Origin of the sequence: Paenalcaligenes sp., assembly GCF_030152715.1 — a bacterium.
GTDB lineage: Bacteria > Pseudomonadota > Gammaproteobacteria > Burkholderiales > Burkholderiaceae_B > Paenalcaligenes > Paenalcaligenes hermetiae.
In genome coordinates, this window is sequence record NZ_JASLIX010000069.1 from 1 (window position 1) to 23,000 (window position 23,000).

Below are 23,000 nucleotides of genomic sequence, written 5' to 3' on the forward strand. Positions count from 1 at the left end.
TGATGTTTAACCTGCCTGAGCAAACAGGGCTGGAGCACGTGGCAATTTTGCCTTAAGTCTTGTTGCTATTTGATTGGAACTAAATCAGGGGCAAGGCGTCATAATAGTAAGACGTCTGCCTCTTTTTTTACTTTTCTTGTGAAGCCATTTTCTTTTTTTTTCTTTATCTTTGGGCTCCTGCTCGGTGCGACGGGAGTGGGTCTTCTAGGCTGGAAGGACGATGCTGAAAGCGGTGCATTACGCGATCAATTACAGCAAGTCCAGCAGGATTGGCAGCAAGCTCAGCAACATATTCTTTCATTAGAAACCCAGCACGCACTGGATATTGCTACCCAGCAAAGCCTAGAACAGCGTTTGGTGCAACAACAGGAGCAGCTGGCTCAGCTTCAAGAGCAGTTGGCCTTTTACGAGCACTTGCTACCCGTGTCGGATAAAGGCACGGTACAAATTAGGGCTTTAGATATCGAAGCCCAGGCGGATGTATTACACTATAGATTATTATTACAGCGTCCTGCTGGTTTAGACCGTTTTGATGGTCATATTGAGTTTATCGCCCATGTAGCAGATGGGGCGCAGCAAAAAGATATGGTTTTATACCCCGCAGGACAGGATGCTGCCAAACCGTTAACGATCCAGTTTGACCGGTTTTTACGCACCACGGGTTTATTATCTATTCCTACTGAAACAGCGATACAAGCTGTGACAGTGCGTATTTATCAGGGCAAACAGTTGCGTGCGACCTACAAACACAACCTATCAAAGTAGGCGGTTCGTGCGAATGACGATTTAGGCTTAAAATAAAACTTACTATTTATTTGTTGCAGGAGTATCTCTTATGAATACCCTTACCGAAACGGTTGACCTTCAGGCACCTCCTTCTCCTTTGGTCTTTACGGATGCCGCGGTGGATAAAGTCCGTGAGCTACTGACCGAAGAGGGTAACCCTGATTTAAAACTCCGTGTTTTTGTCCAAGGTGGGGGCTGCTCGGGTTTTCAGTACGGGTTTACCTTTGACGAAGTCGTTAATGACGATGACACCACCATTGATAAAAATGGGGTGCAGTTATTAATTGACCCCATGAGCTTTCAGTATCTAGTGGGTGCCGAGATCGACTACAAAGACGATTTAGAGGGCGCTCAGTTCGTGATTCGTAACCCCAATGCGACCACCACATGTGGTTGTGGTTCATCGTTTACGATTTAATCAGGCCTTATGCCACGCGCCTAAAATACTTGGGTGGTTAGCCCCTGTAATGCTGGGTTGTCCTGCTGGGATATCCTGCCAATACGCATAGGCTAACCACGCAAAGGCCGCTGCTTCGACGCACTGTGCGCCGATGCCTAGCTCATCACTTAAACGGATGGGCTTTTTTATTTGTGTGACCAGCTGTTGTCGTAAATGGGTGTTGTAGGCCCCCCCACCACAAAGAATAATTTCAGTAGCATCCGCAGCATGCTGGTGGATGGCTTGCGCTACGGTGGTAGCGGTAAAACATGCAAGGGTAGCTTGTACGTCTACTGGCGCTAGGGCTGTCCCCTGTAAATGGGATTCTAACCACCCAAGATTAAATAAATCGCGACCCGTGGATTTAGGCGGTGGTAAGGCCAGCCAAGGCTCGGCCAATAGCGTTTGCAGTAGGGTAGGGTCGGGCGTGCCTTGGGCCGCCCACGCCCCATTTTGGTCAAAACGACAGGCTTGATGTTTTTGGATCCACGCGTCCATCAGAGCATTGGCTGGGCCCGTATCAAAGCCTGTTGGGGCGTGTTGCGGGCGTAAAATACTAATGTTGGCTATCCCCCCCAGATTTAAAATAACGCGTGGTGTTGGGGCACTAAAAACCGCCTGATGAAAAACAGGCACTAAAGGGGCGCCTTGACCGCCTGCGGCAATGTCTTTAGACCGAAAATCTGCCACAACGTGGATTTTTGTTAATTCGGCTAGGCGAGCGGGGGCATTTAGTTGTATGGTGTAACCGAGATGTGGGGCGTGACGCACAGTTTGACCATGCACGCCAATTGCTGTGATTGCAGAGGAGGGCACTTGGGCGTGCAGCAAAAGTTGTTGAGTACAGTGTGCATAATAATCAGCGAGCTGGTTTGAAACCAACGCGGCACGGTGCAGCTCATCAACCCCTGATTGATTCAGTTGTAGGATTTCAGCGCGTAGCGCTGCATCAAAGGGCTCACTGTAGTGATGGACTACCTCCAGCTGGTCAGACGCATGGATACGGCATAAGGCCGCATCCACGCCATCTGTGCTGGTACCAGACATGATGCCGATAAACAGCATATTAGTCGTCTAGTGCGGCCACGAGCGGCTCATTTAGGCCTTTGAGTACCGCAAACTGGTTCTTGTACTGGGCGGCGACGGTGTCGAATGCCGCGCGCTGTTTGGGATCAAGAACTTTAGCAACAGGAAGGTCTACCGCTAAAGGGTCGACCGGTTTGTTATTGATGCGGAACTCGTAGTGAAGATGTGGCCCCGTCGCCCAACCGGTTGAACCCACATAGCCAATGAGCTGGCCTTGACTGACACGGTCACCTTTTTTTAGGTTGGGAGCAAAACGACTTTGGTGAGCGTATAAGGTGCTGTAACCACTGTGATGTTCAAGCTCAATGGTTTTGCCGTAGCCACGCTGATTACCAATTGATTTGACAACGCCATCGGCGGTAGCGTGAATGGGCGTGCCCGTCGGGGCGGCATAATCTACCCCATTATGATTGCGCCAGTTGCCATGAATAGGGTGGCGACGACCGCCAAAGGTGGAGCTAATGCGAGTGAATTTCAACGCATTACGCAAAAATGCCCCCTGAGAGCTTTGGCCAGCAAAATCATAATAACCACCGCCCTCGCCATCGGGAGCAAACCACATCGCTTCGTGTGTTTTGCCTTGGTTTTCAAATTCCAGTGCTAAAATCTTGCCTGCGCCCACACGCTGTCCTTGGTGACTATAGGTTTCATAGATCACACGGAAGCGGTCGTTTTTACGCAGGTCTTTCATGAAGTCAACTTTGGAGCCGAGAATCTCTGGAATTTGTAACGCTACGGCATCGGGGATGTTAGCAGCATCGGTTGCACCAAAGAGTGAAGAAGTAATCACTCCTTCGGCCATTTGTACATGTGTTTCCACCGCAAGCGATTGTTCAGTAGCCACATAGCTACCTTGCCCATCGGGCCGAACTTCTAGCCATTTAGATACGGCTTCGCCTTTTTCGGTGTCCGCTGGGGTGTGTACATAGCGCAGCCAGAGCAAATTATTGTCTGGGGTTAAAGCAACCTGTAGGGCGCGTCCAGGGTAAAGTTTGTAAATAGAGCGGGCATTTTTATCATGGGTTAAAAATGCCTGTAAGCCGGGAGCCTCGACCTGGAGGCGTTGCAGCAAACCAGCTAAAGTGTCACCGCGACGAATGCGGGTTTCATGAATAAAAGGCTCTGTAGAAAGAGAACCCAGCGGGGTTACTCCTGCGGGTAAGTCGAGCGCTTGGGTGGCCTGATAAACCACTGGCTCATTTTGAGGCTGGACGACGGCAATTGCACCGGCGCCCGCAAAGAGCCCAAAGGCAATGACGAGCAGAGACTTTTGAATGAATTTACTTTTTTTGGGGCTGGCGTGCTGGGGGGCGGAGGAAGGCGTTCCGTTATTCCCTTTGTTAAGCATGAGACCAAAACCTTGTGAGATGTAGAGGTAGAGCCATAACCCAAGTGAATTTAGGGTTACAATCTAAGCCTTTAGCCAAAAAAATACGGTAAAAGCAGGTTTTGCGAGCTAAAGGCTCACAAAATTGCTTTGATATGATTGATACGAGTGCTGGACAACACGCTTTTTGCGTGCAGATTTTAAGTCCAAGCGTTATGCTAGCTTATTTACACTAGTTTTTCGACCCCTTTTGCGATAAAGTTTTCATCAGGTCTATTTATGTCACAACAAGACGCACCCATTACCCCTGCTGTAGAAGCCGATTTGGCGCTAGTTAAGCGCGGTTGCGATGAGCTCATTGTAGAGTCGGAGTTCGCGCGTAAGTTGGCACGTAGCCATGCGACCGGCGAGCCGCTACGCATTAAATTGGGCTTAGACCCTACCGCACCCGATATCCATTTGGGGCATACGGTGGTGCTTAATAAAATGCGCCAGCTCCAAGACTTGGGGCATCAGGTGATCTTTTTGATCGGGGATTTTACCTCTACGATTGGGGACCCCAGCGGCCGTAATACCACACGTCCGCCTTTAACCCCCGAGCAGGTAAAAGCCAACGCACAAACCTATTGCGATCAGGCCAATTTAATTTTAGATCAGTCAAAAACCCAAGTTTTATATAACTCAACCTGGCTCGATCAACTGGGTTCGCGCGGGTTAATTCAACTGGCTTCGCGTTATACCGTTGCGCGCATGATGGAGCGTGATGATTTTACCAAGCGCTTTAAGTCCAACACGCCCATTTCGGTGCATGAGTTTATCTATCCTCTTTTGCAGGGTTACGATTCGGTACAGCTGAAAGCGGACTTAGAGCTAGGTGGTACGGATCAAAAATTTAATTTGCTTGTGGGGCGTGAGCTACAAAAAGAATACGGTCAAGAGCAGCAATGTATTTTAACCATGCCCTTGCTTGTGGGTTTGGATGGCGTAGAAAAAATGTCCAAATCTAAAGGTAACTATATTGGTGTTACCGAAAGCCCAGATTCGATGTTCGGCAAAATCATGTCCATCTCGGATACATTGATGTGGACCTATTTTGAATTGTTGTCTTTCCGTAGCATGGCAGAAATTCAAGGCTTTAAAGAGGCCATAGCGGCGGGGGCTAACCCGCGCGACACCAAGGTCGCACTCGCCCAAGAGATTGTGGCGCGCTTCCATAGTCAACGGGATGCCGAAGAAGCCTTGCAGCGTTTTGAGGCGCGCTTTAAGCACGGCGCGCTGCCTGAAGACATGCCCGAAGTCACGCTAGCGGGCGCACCGATGGGGATTATTCATGTCTTGCGCGAAGCTGGCTTGGTTTCTTCCGGTAGCGAGGCTCAGCGTAATATTACTCAGGGCGGCGTACGTGTAGATGGTACGCGCATTGAAGATCGTAGCTTAGAGCTGGCCGCGGGCAGCTATGTGATTCAGGTTGGTAAACGCCGTTTTGCTCGTGTGCATATTAACCCTTAAAACGGCTTGATTTTCTACAAGGAGCAAGCGATGAAATTACGCAGTGATTCTTTTTTAGATCAGCAGCCCATACCAACGCGTTATGCTTTTGGTAAATACGATGCGCAAAACCGAGTCGCATTGGCTGATAATATGAATCCCCATTTGGCTTGGTCTGAGGTGCCAGAGGGCACAAAGTCGTTTGTGATTTTGTGTGTGGATAAAGATGTTCCCTCTCAGCCAGACGATGTCAATCAGCCGGATCGCGAGGTCCCATCCGACTTGCCCCGTGTGGATTTTTATCATTGGGTGCTTGTGGATATTGATGCAAATACCACAGAAATTGCCGAGGGGGCTTATGCGCAAGGGGTAACGCCGCGTGGTAAAGCAGGGCCCTTGTCGTTAGATGGTACGCGTCAGGGGGTGAATGATTTCACTAACTGGTTCGCACATGATCGTGATATGAATGGTGATTATTTCGGTTACGATGGGCCGTGTCCGCCGTGGAATGATTCCTTAGTGCATCGTTACACGTTTACGGTGTATGCCTTAGCCATTGACGAAGTCCCCTTAAAAGGCAAGTTTACAGGTGCTCAGGTGCTGGAAGCTATCCAAGATCATATTTTGGGCCAAGCCTCGATCACGGGAACCTACACTTTAAACCCGCGTTTACTCGTAGATAAAAATTAGTTTTTTTCATTTATCATGTGAAAAAAACGCGGTTTAGTGTGGTTTTAGCGAGTTTTTGCATAAAATACGGCATATGGCTCGTGTTTTTACAGCTCAAAGCTCGCTAAAGCGGTAAAATGCTGGCTTTAGTTGCCCTCTTTTTTTAGTTAGGATCTTTCATGTTTGATCGTTCTCATACCCTAGACATTGTTGACCCCGAAATCTGGGACGCCATTCAAAAAGAAGACGTGCGCCAAGAGCAGCATATCGAACTTATTGCCTCTGAAAACTACACGAGCCCTGCAGTGATGCAAGCCCAAGGCTCGCAGCTGACGAACAAATACGCCGAAGGCTACCCAGGTCGTCGTTACTACGGCGGTTGTGAGTTTGTTGATATTGTGGAGCAGCTGGCCATTGACCGCTTGAAAAAGCTGTTTGGTGCCGAAGCCGCTAACGTACAGCCTAACTCTGGCTCTCAGGCAAACCAAGGCGTTTACATGGCGGTATTAAAGCCCGGTGATACCGTTTTAGGTATGAGCCTAGCCGAAGGCGGGCATTTAACGCATGGTTCTCCTGTGAACGCGTCGGGTAAGCTGTATAACTTCATTTCTTATGGTCTAGACAAGAACGAAGTACTTGACTACGAGCAGGTCGAGGCCCTAACTAAAGAACACAAGCCTAAATTAATTGTCGCTGGTGCGTCGGCATACTCTTTGCACATTGATTTTGAGCGCCTTGGTCGTATTGCCAAAGAAAACGGCGCGCTCTTTATGGTGGATATTGCCCACTATGCAGGGTTAGTTGCGGGTGGACAATACCCCAACCCAGTGCCACATGCTGACTTTGTGACGTCCACAACGCATAAATCCTTACGCGGCCCGCGTGGTGGTGTCATCATGATGAAAGCCGAGCATGAAAAAATCATTAACTCTGCTATTTTCCCAGGCATTCAGGGCGGTCCTTTGATGCACGTGATTGCAGGTAAAGCCGTTGCCTTCAAAGAGGCACTCGAGCCCAGCTTCAAAGACTACGCGGCTCAGGTAGTAAAAAATGCCGATGTACTAGCTCGCACTCTAGTAGAGCGGGGCTTACGCATCGTATCGGGTGGTACTCAAAGCCACGTCATGCTTGTTGATCTACGTGCTAAAGGTCTTACTGGTAAACAAGCCGAAGACGCTTTAGGCAAAGCACACATCACTGTCAATAAAAATGCGATTCCTAATGATCCCGAGTCGCCTTTTGTGACCAGTGGCATTCGTTTAGGTACCCCTGCGGTGACCACACGTGGTTTTACCGAGGCCGATTGCGAACTAACGGCACATTTGATTGCTGATGTGTTGGATAACCCCAATGACGAAGAAAACTTAGCCAACGTGCGTAAACGCGTACACGAGCTAACGGCTCGTTTGCCTGTTTACCGTTAATACTTAGGCCCCTGCGGGGGCGTTGATTGCCTATGAAATGCCCGTTCTGTAGTTATGAAGACACTCAGGTCGTTGATTCTCGTGTCTCAGAGGATGGTGGTAGTATCCGCCGCCGCCGCCGTTGCGTAAAATGCGAGCGTCGCTTTACAACGTATGAACGGGCAGATCTGATGATGCCCGCTGTGGTTAAGCGCAGTGGTAGTCGCATGGAATTTGACGGGGCACGATTACGTGCTAGCATGGATTTAGCTTTACGCAAGCGTTCTGTGCCGGTACAAGAGGTCGATGCGGCCGTAGCGCGGATCACAGAGGGTTTGCTTGTTAGCGGGGAGCGCGAGGTCACTACCGAGCAGCTTGGCGAGCTCGTTATGGAGCAGCTCAAAAAGCTGGATCAGGTAGCGTATGTACGGTTTGCTTCCGTATACAAAAGCTTTAATGATATTCGTGAGTTCGTCGAAGCCATTAATGCGATGCAAGACGACTCCCCGTCCTCATCGTGAACCATTCTTTTTTTATGCAGCAGGCTTTAGCCGCTGCTCGCCAGTCTCTATATATCACTAGTCCCAATCCGCGAGTGGGTTGTGTGATTGTGCACCATAATCAAATCATCGCGCGTGGCGCCACGCAAATGGCAGGTGGGGCGCATGCAGAAGTGATGGCAATTCGCCAAGCCCAGTCGCAGGGCTTTACTGCGTGGGACGAGGCGGTTTTTTATGTCACCTTAGAACCTTGTTCGCATCACGGGCGCACCCCCCCTTGTGTAGAGGCGTTGATTGCGCTTAAACCCAAGCAGGTGGTCATTGCCATGTTGGACCCAAATCCTGTAGTCGCGGGGCGTGGGGTTCAACAACTGCGTACGGCTGGGATAGAGGTCGTAACCGGCGTAGAAACCGAAGCGGCGTTGGTGATCAACGTTGGTTTTGTGTCACGTATGGTACGTAATTTGCCGTGGGTATGGTTAAAAACCGCTTCCTCATTGGATGGGTGTACGGCGTTAGCAAATGGTGAATCGAAATGGATCACAGGGCCCGTTGCTCGTTTAGATGGACAGCAGTTTCGTGCGCGTAGCTGTGTGGTTTTAACGGGGATTGGTACGGTTTTGGCCGATGACCCCCAATTAAACGTGCGCGATATTGACACACCGCGTCAGCCAATCCGAGCGGTGATAGACAGTCAGTTACGCTTTCCATTGGACGCCAACATGTTAGACGGGCATCCTGTTTGGATTTTTACCTGTGTCCAACAGCCTGATCGCTTGCAGCCGCTCGCAGATAAAAATGCTCAGGTGATAGTACTAAATGCAAACGCCGATGGGCAGGTGGATTTACACAGTGTTATGCGTTGGTTGGCGCAGCAGCAAATTAACGAAGTTCATGTAGAAGCCGGTGCTCGTCTTAATGGGGCATTGCTACAAGCCGGTTATGTAGATAGTTTGATTAGCTATATTGCGCCGGTGCTACTTGGCGAAGGTAGGCCCGTTACCCAGATCAACCCTTTATCGCATTTAGACCAGGCCTATCGTTTTGAGCTTTTACAAAGTCAAAAGGTAGGGGACGATGTGCGTTTGATTATGCGCCAGCCGCAGAGCTGGCACACACTGCTTAGTCATTTACAGCAGTTATCTCAGTAGGAGCCATTATGTTTACAGGCATTGTTAGTGCTGTGGGGGAAATCACAGCAATTCAAGAGCTCGATCCTCAGGATCCACAGGCGGGCTTGCGTTTACGCATTGCGTGCCCGGATTTTGATTTGAGCCGCTGCCAATTAGGCGATTCCATAGCGATTCAAGGCGCCTGTATGACGGTAGTGGATTTAGAAGATCAGGCCTTTAGTATTGATATTTCCCGCGAAAGCCTAAATCGAACCGTGGGTTTGGATCAGCTTGGTGAAGTCAATTTAGAGCATGCGATGCGCTTAGGCGACACCCTAGATGGGCATATGGTGCTGGGGCATGTCGACGGGGTGGGTACGGTGTCTGCATTTGAGCCCGTTGGGGAATCGTTTGAGCTGCGCATTGTCGCACCCACTGAGCTGGCAAAATACTTGGCTTATAAGGGTAGTGTTACGGTGAATGGTGTTAGCCTAACCATTAATCAGGTGGTGGATTTGGCACAGGGTTGTGAAATCAGCATTAATCTTATCCCTCATACCGTTCAAGTGACTACATTAAAGCACTTACAAGCCGGAAGCCCCGTGAACTTAGAGGTGGATGCGATTGCACGCTATGTGGAGCGTATGCTGAGCTTACAGAAATAAGCATTTTGCTTGCTTTTTATTTTAAAGCCTTTATAATTATATTCTTTGCTAGATTTTGGACAGGTGACCGAGTGGTTGAAGGTGCACGCCTGGAAAGCGTGTGTACGGTATCCCCGTACCGAGGGTTCGAATCCCTCTCTGTCCGCCAAGACATTTAAAAGCCGCGTTGATTTAATATCAATGCGGCTTTTTTATTTGTGCTTTATAGCTTTTAAAAATTAAGAATTGTTAAATTAAGATAAAACGATTTCTTTAAAATGGTGCAATTGACTTAAGTCATTAATTACTTAACAATTATTGGGTAATATAAAGTCAGCCGTATTGTTTTGCCATTAAAAAGGAATCACATTGTGAAATTATTAGCTCCGCGTATATGGATACTTTCAGCGGCAACTTTAGCTTTGGCCGCATGTGTGGCACCTGTGCCGCAGCCTGAAAATATGGAAGTAGGTATTCCAGATCAGCTTCCTGTTCTTGGTACAAGCAATACGGACGCCCCACAATTAAATCCATCCGATCATTGGCAACAGTTTTTTACTGATCCTCAATTAAAACAATTAATTCAACAAGCGCTTGATTTTAATAGTGACTTAAAAGCCGCTACAGCTCGGGTGGCCGAAGCGCGTGCTATTTATGGTATTCAGTCCTCTGAACGTTTACCTCATATTGGGGCGCAGGGCGATGGCCAGCGTGGGCGGGTGCCAGCGGATTTGTCGATCACGCAGCAGGCGGTGACCAGTGGTCAATATCAGGTGGGCTTAGGTGTTAGCGCTTTTGAGCTGGATTTTTGGGGGCGAGTCAGCAGTTTAAGCGCGGCCGCATTGGCTCAGTATTTGGCGACAGAGCAAGCACGTCAAGCCTTCGAAATAAGCCTTATCGCCATGACAGCCGATGCTTATTTACAGGCTTTGGAGCTAACCCAGCGGGTTGAGCTCGCCAAAAAAACCGTAGATAGCCGAACGGAATCTCAGCGCATTATGGCGCAGCGGGTACGCGTGGGCAGTTCTTCTGATTTAGAACTGCGAGCGGTGGACTCTTTACTATTAACTGCGCGTAGCGAACTGGCTAATTTGGAGCGAGAAAAAGCGCAGAACGCCGCGTTAATTCAGCAGTTAACCGGCTACAGCGGGCCATTGGGTGAAAGCAGCACTTTGGCGCAGCAACAGCTTGAGCGCGCGATTACGCCCGATTTACCTTCTACGGTATTGTTACAGCGACCAGATATTCGTGCGGCAGAACAGCAGCTATTGGCGGCACGTGCTAATGTGGACGCGGCACGCGCTGCTTTTTTTCCTCGGATTACCTTAACAGGCTTTGCGGGCACAGCTAGCTCGGCTTTGGATGGTTTATTCCGTGGGGGCAGTGGCGCTTGGACTTTTATGCCCCAGATTTCTTTGCCTATTTTTGATGGTGGGGCACGTGAATCGAATCTAGCGCTTGCCGAGGCGCGTAAACATATAGCGGTTGCAAATTACGAATCAACCATACGTACTGCTTTTAGAGAGGTTGCAGACGGTTTAGCCGCGCATCATTGGCTGGCTCAACAAGAAAAAGAACAAGCGAATTTAGTACGTTCAGAACAAGATCGAGCGCGCTTGGCCATGATTCGGTACGAGCAGGGGTCTGCGCCTTATCTCGAGGTCCTTGATGCGCAGCGTTCGCAGTTTGCGGCAGAGCAAATGCTGCTGCAGTTACAAAGGGCTCGTTTAAGTAATACCGTGGCGCTTTATCGCGCATTGGGCGGGGGTGTGACACCACCCTCTGAAAATCATCAATCAACTTCTGCAGCTAACTAAAGGAAAATACTGTGAGTGCATCCAAAAAAAGAACCATCTATGGGGTGGCCTTAGTCGTGGTGGTGGCTGCGATCGCCTATTTCTTATGGCAACAAATGCGTCCTCAGCATGATGAGGATTTTGCCTACAGTAATGGTCGTATCGAAGCCACAGAAGTCGATGTTTCAGCGAAAGCCGCTGGGCGTATTCGTGAAATCTTAGTGAACGAGGGCGATTTTGTTGAGGCCGATCAGCTTGTGGCACGCATGGATATGGAATCACTCCAAGCGCGCTTATCCCAAGCTGAAGCCGAATTAGCGCGAGCCCATAGTGCAAAAGACACGGCCTTGGCTTTGGTGGCCCAACGAGAAGCCGATTTAGCCATGTCTAAAGCGACGTTAGTTCAACGTAATACGGAGCTCGAACTAGCACAAAAAACGCACCAGCGCTCGCAAGAGCTAGTCAAACAGCGTGCGACGTCTGTACAACAGGCGGATAATGATCGGGCGCAATATCGGAATGCGCAGGCGATGGTAGCGGTGGCAGAAGCCCAGGTCGCGGCGGTACAAGCCGGCATTCAGGCAGCCAAATCACAGGTAGCACAAGCCGATGCCAGTATTTTGGCTGCAGAAGCAGTGATCGCTAATCTGAAAAGTGAGCTCAAGGACGGGGATTTGCGCGCACCACGCGCAGGGCGAGTCCAGTATCGAGTGGCTCAGCCTGGCGAGGTAGTGGGCAATGGCGGCAAGATCTTAAGCCTTGTGGATGTGGGTGATGTCTATATGACGGTGTTTTTGCCAGAGGCTCAGGCTGGGCGTGTCGCCATGGGCGCCGAGGCACGAGTCATCATTGATGCCATTCCTCAGTATGTGATTCCAGCCGAGGTATCTTATGTGTCTAGCGTGGCGCAATTTACTCCGAAAATGGTGGAAACCCAAGATGAGCGTCAAAAGCTGACTTTCCGCGTCAAGGTACGTATTGATCCTGCGTTATTAGAAAAACACATGGAGCAAGTCAAAACAGGTGTGCCTGGGGTGGCTTATATCCGTCTTGATGCAAATCGTGAATGGCCAGAGCATTTGCAGGTTAAATTGCCATGAGTGAAGTAGATACGGTAACGGCAAGCACCACGGAACCCGTGGTGCAGTTTGTGGATGTCACCCATCGTTATGGTGAGGTTTTGGCGGCTAATAACCTTAGCCTAACGATCCCCGCTGGTAAAACAGTGGGGTTTATCGGGCCGGATGGGGTGGGTAAGTCCACTTGGCTCGGGTTAATCGCCGGTGCGCGTCAAATCCAGCAGGGGCAGGTCAGAGTGCTAGGCGGTGATATGACCGAGGCTAAGCACCGCAATCAGGTTTGTATGCGCATTGCTTATATGCCACAAGGGCTTGGTAAAAATCTTTATCCCACATTATCGGTGTTTGAAAACATCGATTTTTTTGGTCGTTTGTTTGGCCAGGATAAGGCTGAGCGCAAAGCCCGCATTAAGGATTTACTCGCCAGTACGGGTATGTCGGCGTTTGCGGATAGACCGGCACAAAAGTTATCGGGTGGGATGAAGCAAAAGCTGGGGTTGTGTTGTGCGCTTATTCATGACCCCGATTTACTTATTTTAGACGAGCCCACCACAGGGGTAGACCCTTTGGCACGGCGTCAGTTTTGGGAGCTGATTGAGCGTATTCGTCAGCGTCGGCCTCATATGTCCGTATTAGTGGCAACGGCTTATATGGACGAGGCGCAAGGCTTTGACTGGTTGGTGGCGGTGGATGATGGTCAGGTATTGGCCACAGGAACGCCCCAAGAGCTTTTATCCCGAACGGGTAAACCCAATTTAGAGGCTGCGTTTTTAGCCTTGTTACCACCTGAAAAGCGTCAAGATCACCAAGAGCTTGTTATTCCACCACTGGTTGATAGCGATGAAATCGTCATTGAGTCCCACGGCTTAACCAAAAAGTTTGGTGATTTTGTGGCGGTCAATGATGTGAATCTGCGTGTAAAACGTGGTGAGATTTTTGGTTTTTTAGGCTCGAATGGGTGTGGTAAGTCCACCACGATGAAAATGCTAACGGGGTTGCTGCCACCTTCCGAAGGTACTGCGACGTTATTAGGGCAGCCTATTGATGCCAATGATCTGGCGACACGACAGCGTGTAGGCTACATGTCGCAGAGCTTTTCTTTATATGCTGAGCTAACTGTGCGTCAAAACCTGATGTTGCATGCACGGCTTTTTCATTTGCCCAAAGCACAACGCGAGCCGCGCGTACAGGAATTAGCGCAGCGTTTTGAGTTAACTGCCGTAATGGATGCGCTGCCAGATGGGTTGCCATTAGGGATTCGCCAGCGTTTGCAGTTAGCGGTTGCGGTATTACATAAACCCGATGTATTGATTTTGGATGAACCCACCTCGGGGGTGGACCCGGTGGCCCGCGATAAATTTTGGCAATTGATGATTGATTTATCGCGCAATGATGGCGTGACGATTTTTATTTCTACGCACTTCATGAATGAGGCGGAGCGTTGCGATCGCATGTCCATGATGCATGCGGGGGAAATTCTTGATTCTGACACGCCGGCGGCATTGATTAAAAAGCGAGGGGCGGCAAATCTAGAAGATGCGTTTGTAGGTTATTTGATTGAAGCCATGGGCGACGAGGCCAAAACAGAGGATACTGACTTTGTTGCTCCTAAAGAGGCCAACCATCAACTTAAACACCCCTGGTTTAGTCTTCAGCGTTTATTAAGCTACAGCATACGTGAAGCCATGGAGCTACGGCGTGATCCCATTCGCCTTTTTATGGCGATGGTAGGGAGCATGGTGTTGATGCTCGTGATGGGGTATGGCATCAATATGGACGTAGAAAATCTTAAATATGCGGTTTTGGATTATGACCAAACCACCGCGAGCCAAAACTATCGGATGCAGCTTGAAGGCTCACGTTATTTTGATCAGCGCGCGCCATTAACTGGTCCGGCTGATATTGACTGGCGGATGCGTTCTGGCGAGCTGGCCTTGGCGGTGGAAATTCCGCCTGGTTTTGGTCGCGACTTAGACAAAGGTAAAGCCCCTGAGATTGGGATGTGGATTGACGGGGCGATGCCTTTGCGTGCAGAAACCATCAAAAGCTATACCCAGGCCTTACATAATGACACGGTGTCGGATTGGGTGTTAGCCAAAACAGGACAACGTCCTCAGCTACCCAGTCATGGCGAGGTTCGTTTCCGTTATAACCCAGAGCTGCGCAGCTTGGTCGCTATGGTACCCGCTGTGATTCCGATGCTATTGGTATTTATTCCCTCAATGCTGATGGCGCTTGGTGTTGTTCGCGAAAAAGAGCTCGGCTCAATTATGAATTTATATACCACACCGGTAACAAAGTTAGAGTTTTTATTAGGTAAACAGCTGCCCTATGTGGTGCTGGCTCTCATCAGCTTTGTATTGCTGTTTTTGTTGGCATTAACGGTATTTAAGGTCCCGTTCACTGGTAGTTTTATGACTTTGGTGCTGGCTACGGTGTTGTATGTGGTAGCGACCACGGGCATTGGGCTGCTGGCATCGACACTAACGAATAGCCAAGTGGCGGCGTTGGCTGGTACAGCTATTGGTACGCTTATACCGGCCATTCAGTTTGCGGGTATGGTGGATCCGGTGTCTTCGCTTCAAGGGTTTGGGGCGTTTATAGGCGAAATCTACCCCACCTCGCATTATTTAACCATTAGCCGAGGCACCTTTTCTAAGGCCTTAGGGTTTGCGGATTTACGCTATTCTTTCTATCCGCTGCTTATTGCAATTCCTGTACTGACACTGCTGTCAGTATTACTTTTGAAAAAACAAGCCAAATAAGGGGGGGCATATGCAATCGATGAAACGGCGTATTGCCACCATTTATAACCTTGGTATTAAAGAGTTCTATAGCTTAGCCCGTGATGTGGCATTAATGTTGTTGATCATCTTAATGTTCAGTGGGGTGATTTATTCAAACTCTAAGGCAAAGCCGGACTCTTTAAATAAAGCGGCAATTGCCGTGGTTGATGAGGATCAGTCCACCTTATCAGCACGTTTAATTGATGCATTGCATGAGCCTTATTTTTTGCCACCTCGTCTGATTAGTCGAGCGGAAATTGATAAGGGTATGGATGCGGGCTTAGATACTTTTGTGTTGAACATTCCGCCGAACTTTGAGCGTGATGTCATGGCAGGTAAAAACCCCGCGTTACAGCTGAACGTTGATGCAACGCGTCAAAGCCAAGCTTTGGTCGGATCGTCCTATATTCAGAGTATTTTAGGCGCTGAAGTATTACTGTTTGTAAATCCTTCCACACAAGGCAAATTAGACTCCCCTATACAGTTAGTGCAACGGGTGTTGTTTAACCCCAACCTCTATTCCTCTTGGTTTGGGGGCATTACGGGCATGATTAACAACATCACATTGCTCTCTATTATCTTGACTGGGGCGGCATTAATTCGGGAAAGAGAGCATGGCACGATTGAACATTTACTTGTCATGCCTGTGACGCCTTTAGAAATTATGCTGTCAAAAGTGTGGTCAATGGGTATAGTAGTATTGTGCGCTGCACTATTTGCGTTGCACGTGATGATTAAAGGCGTTATTGGCGTCCAAGTGGCAGGTTCTACATGGTTATTTGCTTTAGGCACCATTGTGTATTTATTTGCCACTACTTCCATTGGTATTTATATGGGGACACTCGCGCGTACGATGCCGCAGTTTGGGCTGATGGCGATTCTTTTATTGTTGCCTTTGCAGATTTTATCGGGGGCGATTACACCACGTGAAAGCATGCCGGATGCAGTGCAATGGATAATGTCGGGTACACCGACGCTGCATTTTGTTTCCTACGCGCAAGCCGTTTTATTGCGCGGGGCCGATATCACCATGGTATGGCCGCAGTTTCTAATGATGTCTTTAATTGGTGTGGTGTTCTTTGCTTTAGCACACCGTCGCTTACGTCAGACCATGGGCTCTATGGGTTAAACAACTTGCAACAACTGGAGCAATGTTATGTTTAGCGATTTGGGCCGACAGGCTATGGAGTATCTACGGGATGCCCAGCAGCGTTCTGTTTTGTATTTAGATGTGATGCGCCAAAGCGGCGATCAATATGTAGAGCATGCAAGTCAGGGCAAACCACCGGTATTGGTGTTTGAACATGAGTTGATCGTTGATGGGCGTCAGTTACCGGATCCTGTGAATTACGCTTTATTGCGTATTGTGCCGCCAGAGGATATGCCCACGAATCCTGATGCACGTCCTTTTGTGATTATTGATCCGCGAGCAGGACATGGTCCGGGTGTGGCTGGTTCTAAAGTCCACTCCGAGGTTGGTGTAGCGCTAGCTGCAGGACATCCGTGTTATTTTGTGACTTTTGGGCCGGACCCTGAACCAAACCAAAGTATTTACTGCATCATGAAAGCAGAAAAATATTTTTTGGAGGTGGTGGCACAACGTCATGATCCGCAGCGAGTGGGGCGTCCCTTTGTGATTGGTAATTGCCAAGGGGGCTGGGCATTAATGATGTTGGCGAGTGCGGATCCTAAACTGGTTGGTCCGATTATGCTTGCCGGCGCGCCTTTGGCTTATTGGTCGGGTAAGGCGGGGCAGAACCCGATGCGCTACAGTGGTGGTATGTTGGGCGGATCCTGGGCAAGTTCGTTGGCTAGTGATATTGGCGGGGGGATTTTTGACGGGGTATATCTAGTCGAAAACTTTGAGCGCTTAGATCCGGCGAATACCTTTTGGAAAAAACCGTATCATTTGTATGCCAATATTGATACTGAGGTCGAGCGTTACTTAGGGTTTGATCGGTGGTGGGCGGGGCATTTTATGATGACACGCCAAGAAATGGATTGGATTGTACAAAATCTTTTTATTGGCAACCGGTTAGCTCGTGCAGAACTCCCAGACCCATTATCAAACGGCAATATTAATTTGCGTAATATCCGCAGTCCTATTGTGGTGTTTGCTTCACAGGCTGATAATATCACTCCACCACCGCAGGCATTAAATTGGATTGCTGATGTTTATGCTAGCGATGAAGATCTAAAAGCACATGAGCAGGTAATTATTTATTGTCTACATGAAACCACTGGGCATTTAGGGATTTTTGTGTCCTCGGGGGTAGCCAATCGGGAACACGAGGCATTAGTAGGCGCTTTAGATTTAATTGAATTGCTGCCACCCGGGCTTTACGAGGCACGTATTCAGGACCTGCATCCAGATACGCCGCATCAAGAATGGGTTAAAGGGCGTCATGTGGTGACTTTTGAGCCCAGAAGTATTGCTGATTTACAGGCCCTAGATGATGGGCGCGAAGAGGAGGCACACTTTGAGGTGGTGAATCGTGTCTCGCAAATCAATCAGCACCTTTATGATCTTACGCTTTCGCCGATCGTGCGTAGTTTAACGAATCCTTGGATAGCGCAGGCTTCGCGTGCTTTACACCCTCAGCGATTCGGCCGCTATATGTGGTCGAGCTTAAACCCTGTTGCCTTGTCGTTTAAAGCCGCTGCAGAGCAGGTAAGAAAACAGCGCACACCTGTTGCAGCAGACAATGTGTTTTTGGCGATGGAAAGGGTAATGAGTGATGGCATTGCGCGTAGCTGGGATGTCTGGAGAGATATACGCGATCAAAGTGTGGAGGCTATTTTTCATGGCGTGTATGGCTCACCGTGGTTGCGCGCTTTGGTTGGGTTAGATAAGCCTCAAATTGATCGTCGTGGCATTTTAAACAGTGATACGGCTTTACATGAGGAATTACACGAGCTGCGATTACAGCTAACAAAAGCACAGGTGCAAGAGGGAGATGCGGCAGACGCATTTGCCCGCATCCTCATTTATATGGCAGGTGAGGAAACTTTTGTGGATGAGCGAGCTTTTAATTTATTAGAAAGCTTAGCTAAAGATCATATTCAAGGCTATAAGTTGCCTGATTTAGCCAGTATCAAACAAAAACTGCGTAAGCAGTGGCGTATTATGCAAATGCATCCCCAAGATGCTATTGCGGCTTTGCCTCTTTTAGTTCCCAATGAGCGTCAACGCCAGGTAATCTGGGATGCGGTAGCGGAAATCAGCCAGCTCAAAGATGTATTGAATCTTTCTGCTGAAAGCCAAGCTCGTTTTGCTGATATTGCTTGCGCATTAGAGCTTTGCAGTCATTGGGAGCCACCGGTAGAGGTCGCTACAAAAATTGCTGCCGAGCAAGCTCAGCGTGAAGCCGAGCAGCGGGCACAAGCGCAGGCTGAGCAGCAAGCACTACTGGATGCGGCCAAAGCCGAAGCCATGGCACTGATGGAAAAACAGGCCTCTGCTGAAATAGAAAAAGCTTTGCTCCAGGCACAGGAGCAGGCAAAGCAGGCTATGGCAGATGCTGAGCAAGCCAAAGCATATGCTCATGAGCTTAAAGCACAGTTGGACGAGGCTTTGCAGGCCAAACCTAAAACTGAAAATCAGGCCAAAGCGGTGCCTACGGTAGAAACCAAGGTCTCTGTGGAGCCTACAGCGAAAAAAGCGGCAAAAAAGGCGGCAAAAAAAACCACAGCACGTAAAGCAACGAAAAAAAGTACGGCAGTGAAAACGGTGAAAAAAACATTACCGGACACACCACAAACGCGTTTAGCTTTGGAAGAGGAACTGCCTAAACCAAGTGCGGCCTGGCCTACAGATAAAAAAACGTCGTAAATGCTTTATAAACACCTAGCTTTTATGCTAGGTGTTTTTCTGTGCGTAGCGATATGCGATATAAGCGGATCTGTGCTTGATGGAAATAGACTCTTTTAAAGAGCCCCCATCTTGGCGTTGTCTACCCATCGCTGTAGGGGAAGTGGAGGCTGCTGTCGGTAAATTCGCGTTAATAAGGGTTTAATTAGCCCCCAATCGAGTTTTTCCGGCCAGCGATAGGGCAACACATTTTCCCACTGTCCTGTCAGCGTTTGCTCGGCGACGACAAAACGAAAATGTTGCAGTCCTATTGCTGCACCCAGACGTACATCGGTCATGATGAGCAAGTCTTCGTGTACATCAAAGCGTACCCAGTCTCCGGTAAACCAGCGTAAGCGGTCTATGGATGCCGAAGGGGGAACCGCTTGTAGTACATAGTGATTATGGTCTAAGCAAATGGATTCACTAGGTTGAGTATCCAGTAAGCTGATGATTTTTTCACAGTGCTGTTCATCATTGCGGACGATGACACGCCAAAGCAGGCTGTTAAAAGGGGTGGTCGTACTGTAGTAATCAGAAAAGGCCACACCTTGTTGGCGAAATTGATCCAAAGCTCGATACTGTGCTAGGTGTTTAGCACCAAAGGTCCACGCTAAATACGCAGTACTTAATAACAACCCCCACCGTAACCATTTTAATGTCCGCGGCTTGATGCCAGCGATCAAGGCAGCAAAAGCCCCAAACGTCAGGGGTAGGGTATAAATGGGGTCAATAATAAAAATACTTGCCCACGAAGCTGGTGTCGGCGTTAGCGGCCACCAAAGTTGGGTTCCAAAACTAGTAAATGCATCTAATAGTGGATGGGTTATCAGCGTTAGCCAAACACATAAAAATACCCACCCTACACCATAAAGCTGCCGTCGGCGTAATACACGCCATAACAGAGCGAGCAGCACACTGAAGGCCGTCAGCACAAATAAAGAATGCGAAAACCCCCGATGATAGGTCATTGAGCTAATTGGATCGGCATAGCGCATAAACACATCGAGGTCGGGCAGGGTAGCAAGTACGGCACCAGCAATTACCGCTTTACGCCCATAATGACGCCCAAGCATAGCACCACTGATGCTTGCTCCAAGTACGGCTTGAGTAAGAGAGTCCATGATACATCCAAGAAAAAACAGCAAAAAAGCAACACGCGTTTATTTCAGCTCCCGTCTTTTTGGCTGAAGGTTTGCGTTCTCGCAAAGGTTTTTTGCTTAAATCTAGGTATTTTTAAGTGTGAAGGGGTAAGATATAACGTTTAATTCTGTCTTTTGCTTATTTTTAGCATTTCATTATCCAAAAAGTAACCATGGCTAAATATCTTGTTGCCGCCCTCTACCATTTTGTAGAGCTGGACGATTATGAATCCTTACAACAACCTCTCATTGATTTTTGCGAACAACGCGACATTATTGGGACGCTGTTACTAGCGCGTGAGGGCATCAATGGCACGATTGCAGGTCCAGAGCAGGGTGTGCGCGAGGTGTTGGATTACTTGCGTTCCGATTCACGTATGGCAAAGCTTGAGCATAAAGAAGCATGGGCGGATGTCATGCCTTTTTATCGCTTGAAAATTAAGCTCAAAAAAGAAATCGTAACCCTAGGCGTCCCCGACTTAAAAACGGCTGAAATGGTAGGGCAATATGTTCCTCCGCAAGAGTGGAATGACTTAATTAGCCAACCTGATGTCGTATTGATTGATACGCGTAATGATTACGAAGTGGGGATTGGTACTTTTAAAAATGCGATCAACCCGAAAACAGACAGCTTTTCTCAGTTTCCTGAGTGGGTAGAGCAGCAGCGTAAGCCAGGCGGGGTGTTGCATGGTAAGCCACGCGTAGCGATGTTCTGCACAGGGGGGATTCGTTGTGAAAAATCCACCGCCTTTATGCGTTCCCAAGGCTTTGAGGAAGTCTACCATTTGCAAGGGGGGATTCTCAAATACTTAGAGGAAATCCCTGAAAATCAAAGTATGTGGGTAGGGGAATGCTTTGTATTTGATGAGCGCGTTTCCGTCGGACATGGACTGAAGCGTGGTGATTATGTGTTTTGTCGTGCTTGCCGTATGCCAGTGAGTGCGGCAGAGCGTGAGATGCCGCAATACGAAGAGGGCGTAAGCTGTCCCTATTGCCATGGCACCTTAGATGCAGAAAAAGTAGCACGTTTACGTGAGCGCCAAAAACAAATGCAGCTGGCCAAAGAGCGTCGTCAGCGTCATGTAGGTGCTCCCATGGAAGTACTAAAAGAACAAAAGCGTCGCCGTTTAGCCGAGCTTGCTGAGCGCTCGCGTTTAGCGCAGGAAAAAGCCGAACGGGAACAAGCAGCACAAAAAGACCAACCCATGGCTTGCTAAAAAACCTTAATTTGTAGGCGCTTTCAGCGCCTTTTTTGGTCTTAGGGTAAACTTATCCTTATGACTTCTTTCGCTATTCTTTATTCGTTTAGACGTTGTCCTTATGCTATGCGCGCCCGCTTAGCTTTAGCCGCGTCAGGCATGCAGGTGCAGTTACGTGAAATTGTTTTACGTAATAAGCCTGCAGAAATGCTGGCGATTTCTCCTAAAGGTACCGTGCCAGTGTTGCAGTGTACGGATGGAACCGTCATTGATGAAAGCCTGGATATTATATGGTGGGCATTGCGTCAGTCCGATCCCGAGCAGCTGCTGCCTGCACCTGAACAACAAGCCGAGCTCAACGACTTGATCGCGACGAATGACGGGGCATTTAAATGGGCTTTAGATCGTTATAAATATCCCCCACGCTATATTTCCGAGCATGGCACGCTTTCGCCAGAGCAGTTTGCACAGTTTCACCGTGATCAAGCGGCTGCGCTATTAACAAGTCTGGATACACGCTTGCAGTCACATCCTTATCTGCTTGGTGCGCGGCTTTCGATGGCCGATTTAGCTATTGCCCCTTTTGTTCGACAGTATGCGCATACGGATTTAGATTGGTTCGCGGCACAGCCTTGGCCCGCTTTATGGGACTGGCTACAGCGCTTTTTAGCCTCAGAGCGCTTTGCGCGTATTATGCATAAATACGCGCCATGGCAGCCTCAGGATACCCCTATTCTTTTTCCTCCAGTAGAATAAAAAACACCCTGATGATGCATCAGGGTGTGAGTCTAAATCGTACGCTAAGTTCGGTCGTGGACTTATTCCATCATGCCAGGGACGATGCAGTTAAAGCCTGCATCCACATGGGTGATCTCCCCCGTGACGCCAGCAGCCAAGTCAGATAGCATAAAGGCGGCGACGTTGCCCACGTCTTCGATGGTGACATTACGACGTAAGGGGGCATTTTGTTCAACAAATTTTAAAATTTGCCCAAAGTCTTTGATGCCGCTAGCGGCAAGGGTTTTGATAGGACCAGCCGAAATAGCATTCGCGCGTATTCCTTTCGGACCGAGTGATGCGGCTAAATAGCGAACGGAAGCCTCCAGAGCTGCTTTGGCAACGCCCATGGTGTTGTAATTGGGGACGACTTTTTCTGCACCTAAATAGGTGAGTGTAAGCACTGAGCTAGAGCGCCCTTCAAGCAAAGGAAGGGCCTCTTTGACTAAGGCAGGGAAGCTATACGCTGAAATATCGTGCGCGGTAGCAAAAGCGTCACGCGATAATCCATCTAAAAAATCACCAGCAATGGCTTCACGAGGCGCAAAGCCAATGGCGTGAACCAGCCCATCAAGCCCATCCCAGTGCGTTTTCAATGTGGTGATGGCATCCGTGATTTGCTGGTCTTCGGCGACATCCAAAGGGATAACGATGTTGGAGCCTAATTCAGCGGCATAGCCTTCGACGCGATCTTTGAAACGCTCACCAACATAGGTCAAAGCGATTTCAGCGCCTTGTTCTTTACAGGCACGGGCAATACCGTAGGCAATGGAGCGATTAGAAATGACGCCGGTAATTAAAATGCGTTTACCGCTAAGAAAAGCCATGTTATGTATTCCTTTTCAATATAGTATTTAACCACGTGTAGGCCCGGGCAAGCGTAAGCGTAGTCCTGGCGCAAGCTGGGTGGATTTTAA

The 23,000-nt window shown here is 48.9% G+C and carries 19 protein-coding genes and 1 tRNA gene; 16 read left to right on the forward strand and 4 right to left on the reverse strand.

The window, feature by feature from the left end; genetic code table 11:
- Window positions 1–138: 138 nt before the first annotated feature.
- Together Q1V74_RS05705 and erpA are read left to right on the forward strand one after the other, a co-directional pair.
- Window positions 139–765 (forward strand): DUF6776 family protein, encoded by a 627-nt coding sequence (locus tag Q1V74_RS05705; protein WP_300647445.1) that lies wholly within the window; start codon window positions 139–141, stop codon window positions 763–765.
- Between the two features lie 70 nt (window positions 766–835).
- Window positions 836–1,204 (forward strand): iron-sulfur cluster insertion protein ErpA, encoded by a 369-nt coding sequence (erpA, locus tag Q1V74_RS05710; RefSeq protein ID WP_260650067.1) that lies wholly within the window; start codon window positions 836–838, stop codon window positions 1,202–1,204.
- Here the strand turns inward: erpA and Q1V74_RS05715 are convergent, their stop codons facing one another.
- Both Q1V74_RS05715 and Q1V74_RS05720 read right to left on the reverse strand, forming a co-directional pair.
- The gene (locus Q1V74_RS05715) at window positions 1,205–2,290 is read right to left on the reverse strand and encodes an anhydro-N-acetylmuramic acid kinase (protein WP_300647446.1); all 1,086 of its coding nucleotides are present in this window, start codon (window positions 2,288–2,290) and stop codon (window positions 1,205–1,207) included.
- Window position 2,291: 1 nt separating this feature from the next.
- Complete coding sequence (locus Q1V74_RS05720) at window positions 2,292–3,659, reverse strand: M23 family metallopeptidase (RefSeq protein WP_300647447.1); 1,368 nt, start codon at window positions 3,657–3,659, stop codon at window positions 2,292–2,294.
- A 258-nt stretch (window positions 3,660–3,917) separates the two neighbouring features.
- Between Q1V74_RS05720 and tyrS the strand changes: the two genes are divergently transcribed.
- The 12 genes from tyrS (at window position 3,918) to Q1V74_RS05780 (ending at window position 18,947) form a co-directional block, all read left to right on the forward strand.
- A complete protein-coding gene (gene tyrS / locus Q1V74_RS05725) occupies window positions 3,918–5,147 on the forward strand; it encodes a tyrosine--tRNA ligase (protein WP_260650070.1) in 1,230 nt (409 codons plus the stop codon).
- 30 nt (window positions 5,148–5,177) lie between these two features.
- On the forward strand, window positions 5,178–5,816 hold the full coding sequence (locus tag Q1V74_RS05730; protein WP_260650071.1) for a YbhB/YbcL family Raf kinase inhibitor-like protein: 639 nt from the start codon (window positions 5,178–5,180) through the stop codon (window positions 5,814–5,816).
- A 158-nt stretch (window positions 5,817–5,974) separates the two neighbouring features.
- The gene (glyA, locus tag Q1V74_RS05735) at window positions 5,975–7,219 is read left to right on the forward strand and encodes a serine hydroxymethyltransferase (RefSeq protein WP_260650072.1); all 1,245 of its coding nucleotides are present in this window, start codon (window positions 5,975–5,977) and stop codon (window positions 7,217–7,219) included.
- 32 nt (window positions 7,220–7,251) lie between these two features.
- Window positions 7,252–7,719, forward strand: coding sequence for a transcriptional regulator NrdR (gene nrdR / locus Q1V74_RS05740; protein WP_260650073.1), 468 nt, complete (start codon window positions 7,252–7,254; stop codon window positions 7,717–7,719).
- Window positions 7,716–8,849, forward strand: coding sequence for a bifunctional diaminohydroxyphosphoribosylaminopyrimidine deaminase/5-amino-6-(5-phosphoribosylamino)uracil reductase RibD (ribD, locus tag Q1V74_RS05745; protein WP_300647448.1), 1,134 nt, complete (start codon window positions 7,716–7,718; stop codon window positions 8,847–8,849). The genes nrdR and ribD overlap by 4 nt, the downstream gene beginning before the upstream one ends.
- 8 nt (window positions 8,850–8,857) lie before the next feature.
- Window positions 8,858–9,475 (forward strand): riboflavin synthase, encoded by a 618-nt coding sequence (locus Q1V74_RS05750; protein ID WP_300647449.1) that lies wholly within the window; start codon window positions 8,858–8,860, stop codon window positions 9,473–9,475.
- Between the two features lie 57 nt (window positions 9,476–9,532).
- Window positions 9,533–9,623, forward strand: a tRNA-Ser gene (locus tag Q1V74_RS05755).
- A gap of 202 nt (window positions 9,624–9,825) precedes the next feature.
- A complete protein-coding gene (locus Q1V74_RS05760; protein ID WP_300647450.1) occupies window positions 9,826–11,271 on the forward strand; it encodes an efflux transporter outer membrane subunit in 1,446 nt (481 codons plus the stop codon).
- 11 nt (window positions 11,272–11,282) lie between these two features.
- Window positions 11,283–12,350 carry an HlyD family efflux transporter periplasmic adaptor subunit gene (locus tag Q1V74_RS05765; protein WP_300647451.1) on the forward strand — a complete coding sequence of 356 codons (1,068 nt, stop codon included), beginning with the start codon at window positions 11,283–11,285 and terminating at the stop codon, window positions 12,348–12,350.
- Window positions 12,347–15,094 carry a ribosome-associated ATPase/putative transporter RbbA gene (gene rbbA / locus Q1V74_RS05770; RefSeq protein ID WP_300647452.1) on the forward strand — a complete coding sequence of 916 codons (2,748 nt, stop codon included), beginning with the start codon at window positions 12,347–12,349 and terminating at the stop codon, window positions 15,092–15,094. Before Q1V74_RS05765 ends, rbbA begins: the two co-directional genes overlap by 4 nt.
- A gap of 19 nt (window positions 15,095–15,113) precedes the next feature.
- Window positions 15,114–16,244: an ABC transporter permease gene (locus Q1V74_RS05775; RefSeq protein ID WP_287812503.1), complete on the forward strand. Its 1,131-nt coding sequence runs from the start codon at window positions 15,114–15,116 to the stop codon at window positions 16,242–16,244.
- 27 nt (window positions 16,245–16,271) lie between these two features.
- Window positions 16,272–18,947, forward strand: a complete 2,676-nt coding sequence (locus Q1V74_RS05780) for a DUF3141 domain-containing protein (protein WP_300647453.1) — start codon at window positions 16,272–16,274, stop codon at window positions 18,945–18,947.
- Between the two features lie 95 nt (window positions 18,948–19,042).
- Here the strand turns inward: Q1V74_RS05780 and Q1V74_RS05785 are convergent, their stop codons facing one another.
- Window positions 19,043–20,089, reverse strand: a complete 1,047-nt coding sequence (locus Q1V74_RS05785; protein WP_300647454.1) for a metal-dependent hydrolase — start codon at window positions 20,087–20,089, stop codon at window positions 19,043–19,045.
- Window positions 20,090–20,280: 191 nt separating this feature from the next.
- Between Q1V74_RS05785 and Q1V74_RS05790 the strand changes: the two genes are divergently transcribed.
- A complete protein-coding gene (locus Q1V74_RS05790; RefSeq protein ID WP_260650089.1) occupies window positions 20,281–21,324 on the forward strand; it encodes a rhodanese-related sulfurtransferase in 1,044 nt (347 codons plus the stop codon).
- 60 nt (window positions 21,325–21,384) lie between these two features.
- Window positions 21,385–22,062, forward strand: a complete 678-nt coding sequence (locus Q1V74_RS05795; protein WP_300647456.1) for a glutathione S-transferase — start codon at window positions 21,385–21,387, stop codon at window positions 22,060–22,062.
- Between the two features lie 62 nt (window positions 22,063–22,124).
- Here the strand turns inward: Q1V74_RS05795 and fabI are convergent, their stop codons facing one another.
- Entirely contained in the window at window positions 22,125–22,910 is a 786-nt protein-coding gene (gene fabI / locus Q1V74_RS05800; protein ID WP_260650091.1) for an enoyl-ACP reductase FabI, read from the reverse strand.
- Between the last annotated feature and the right edge of the window lie 90 nt (window positions 22,911–23,000).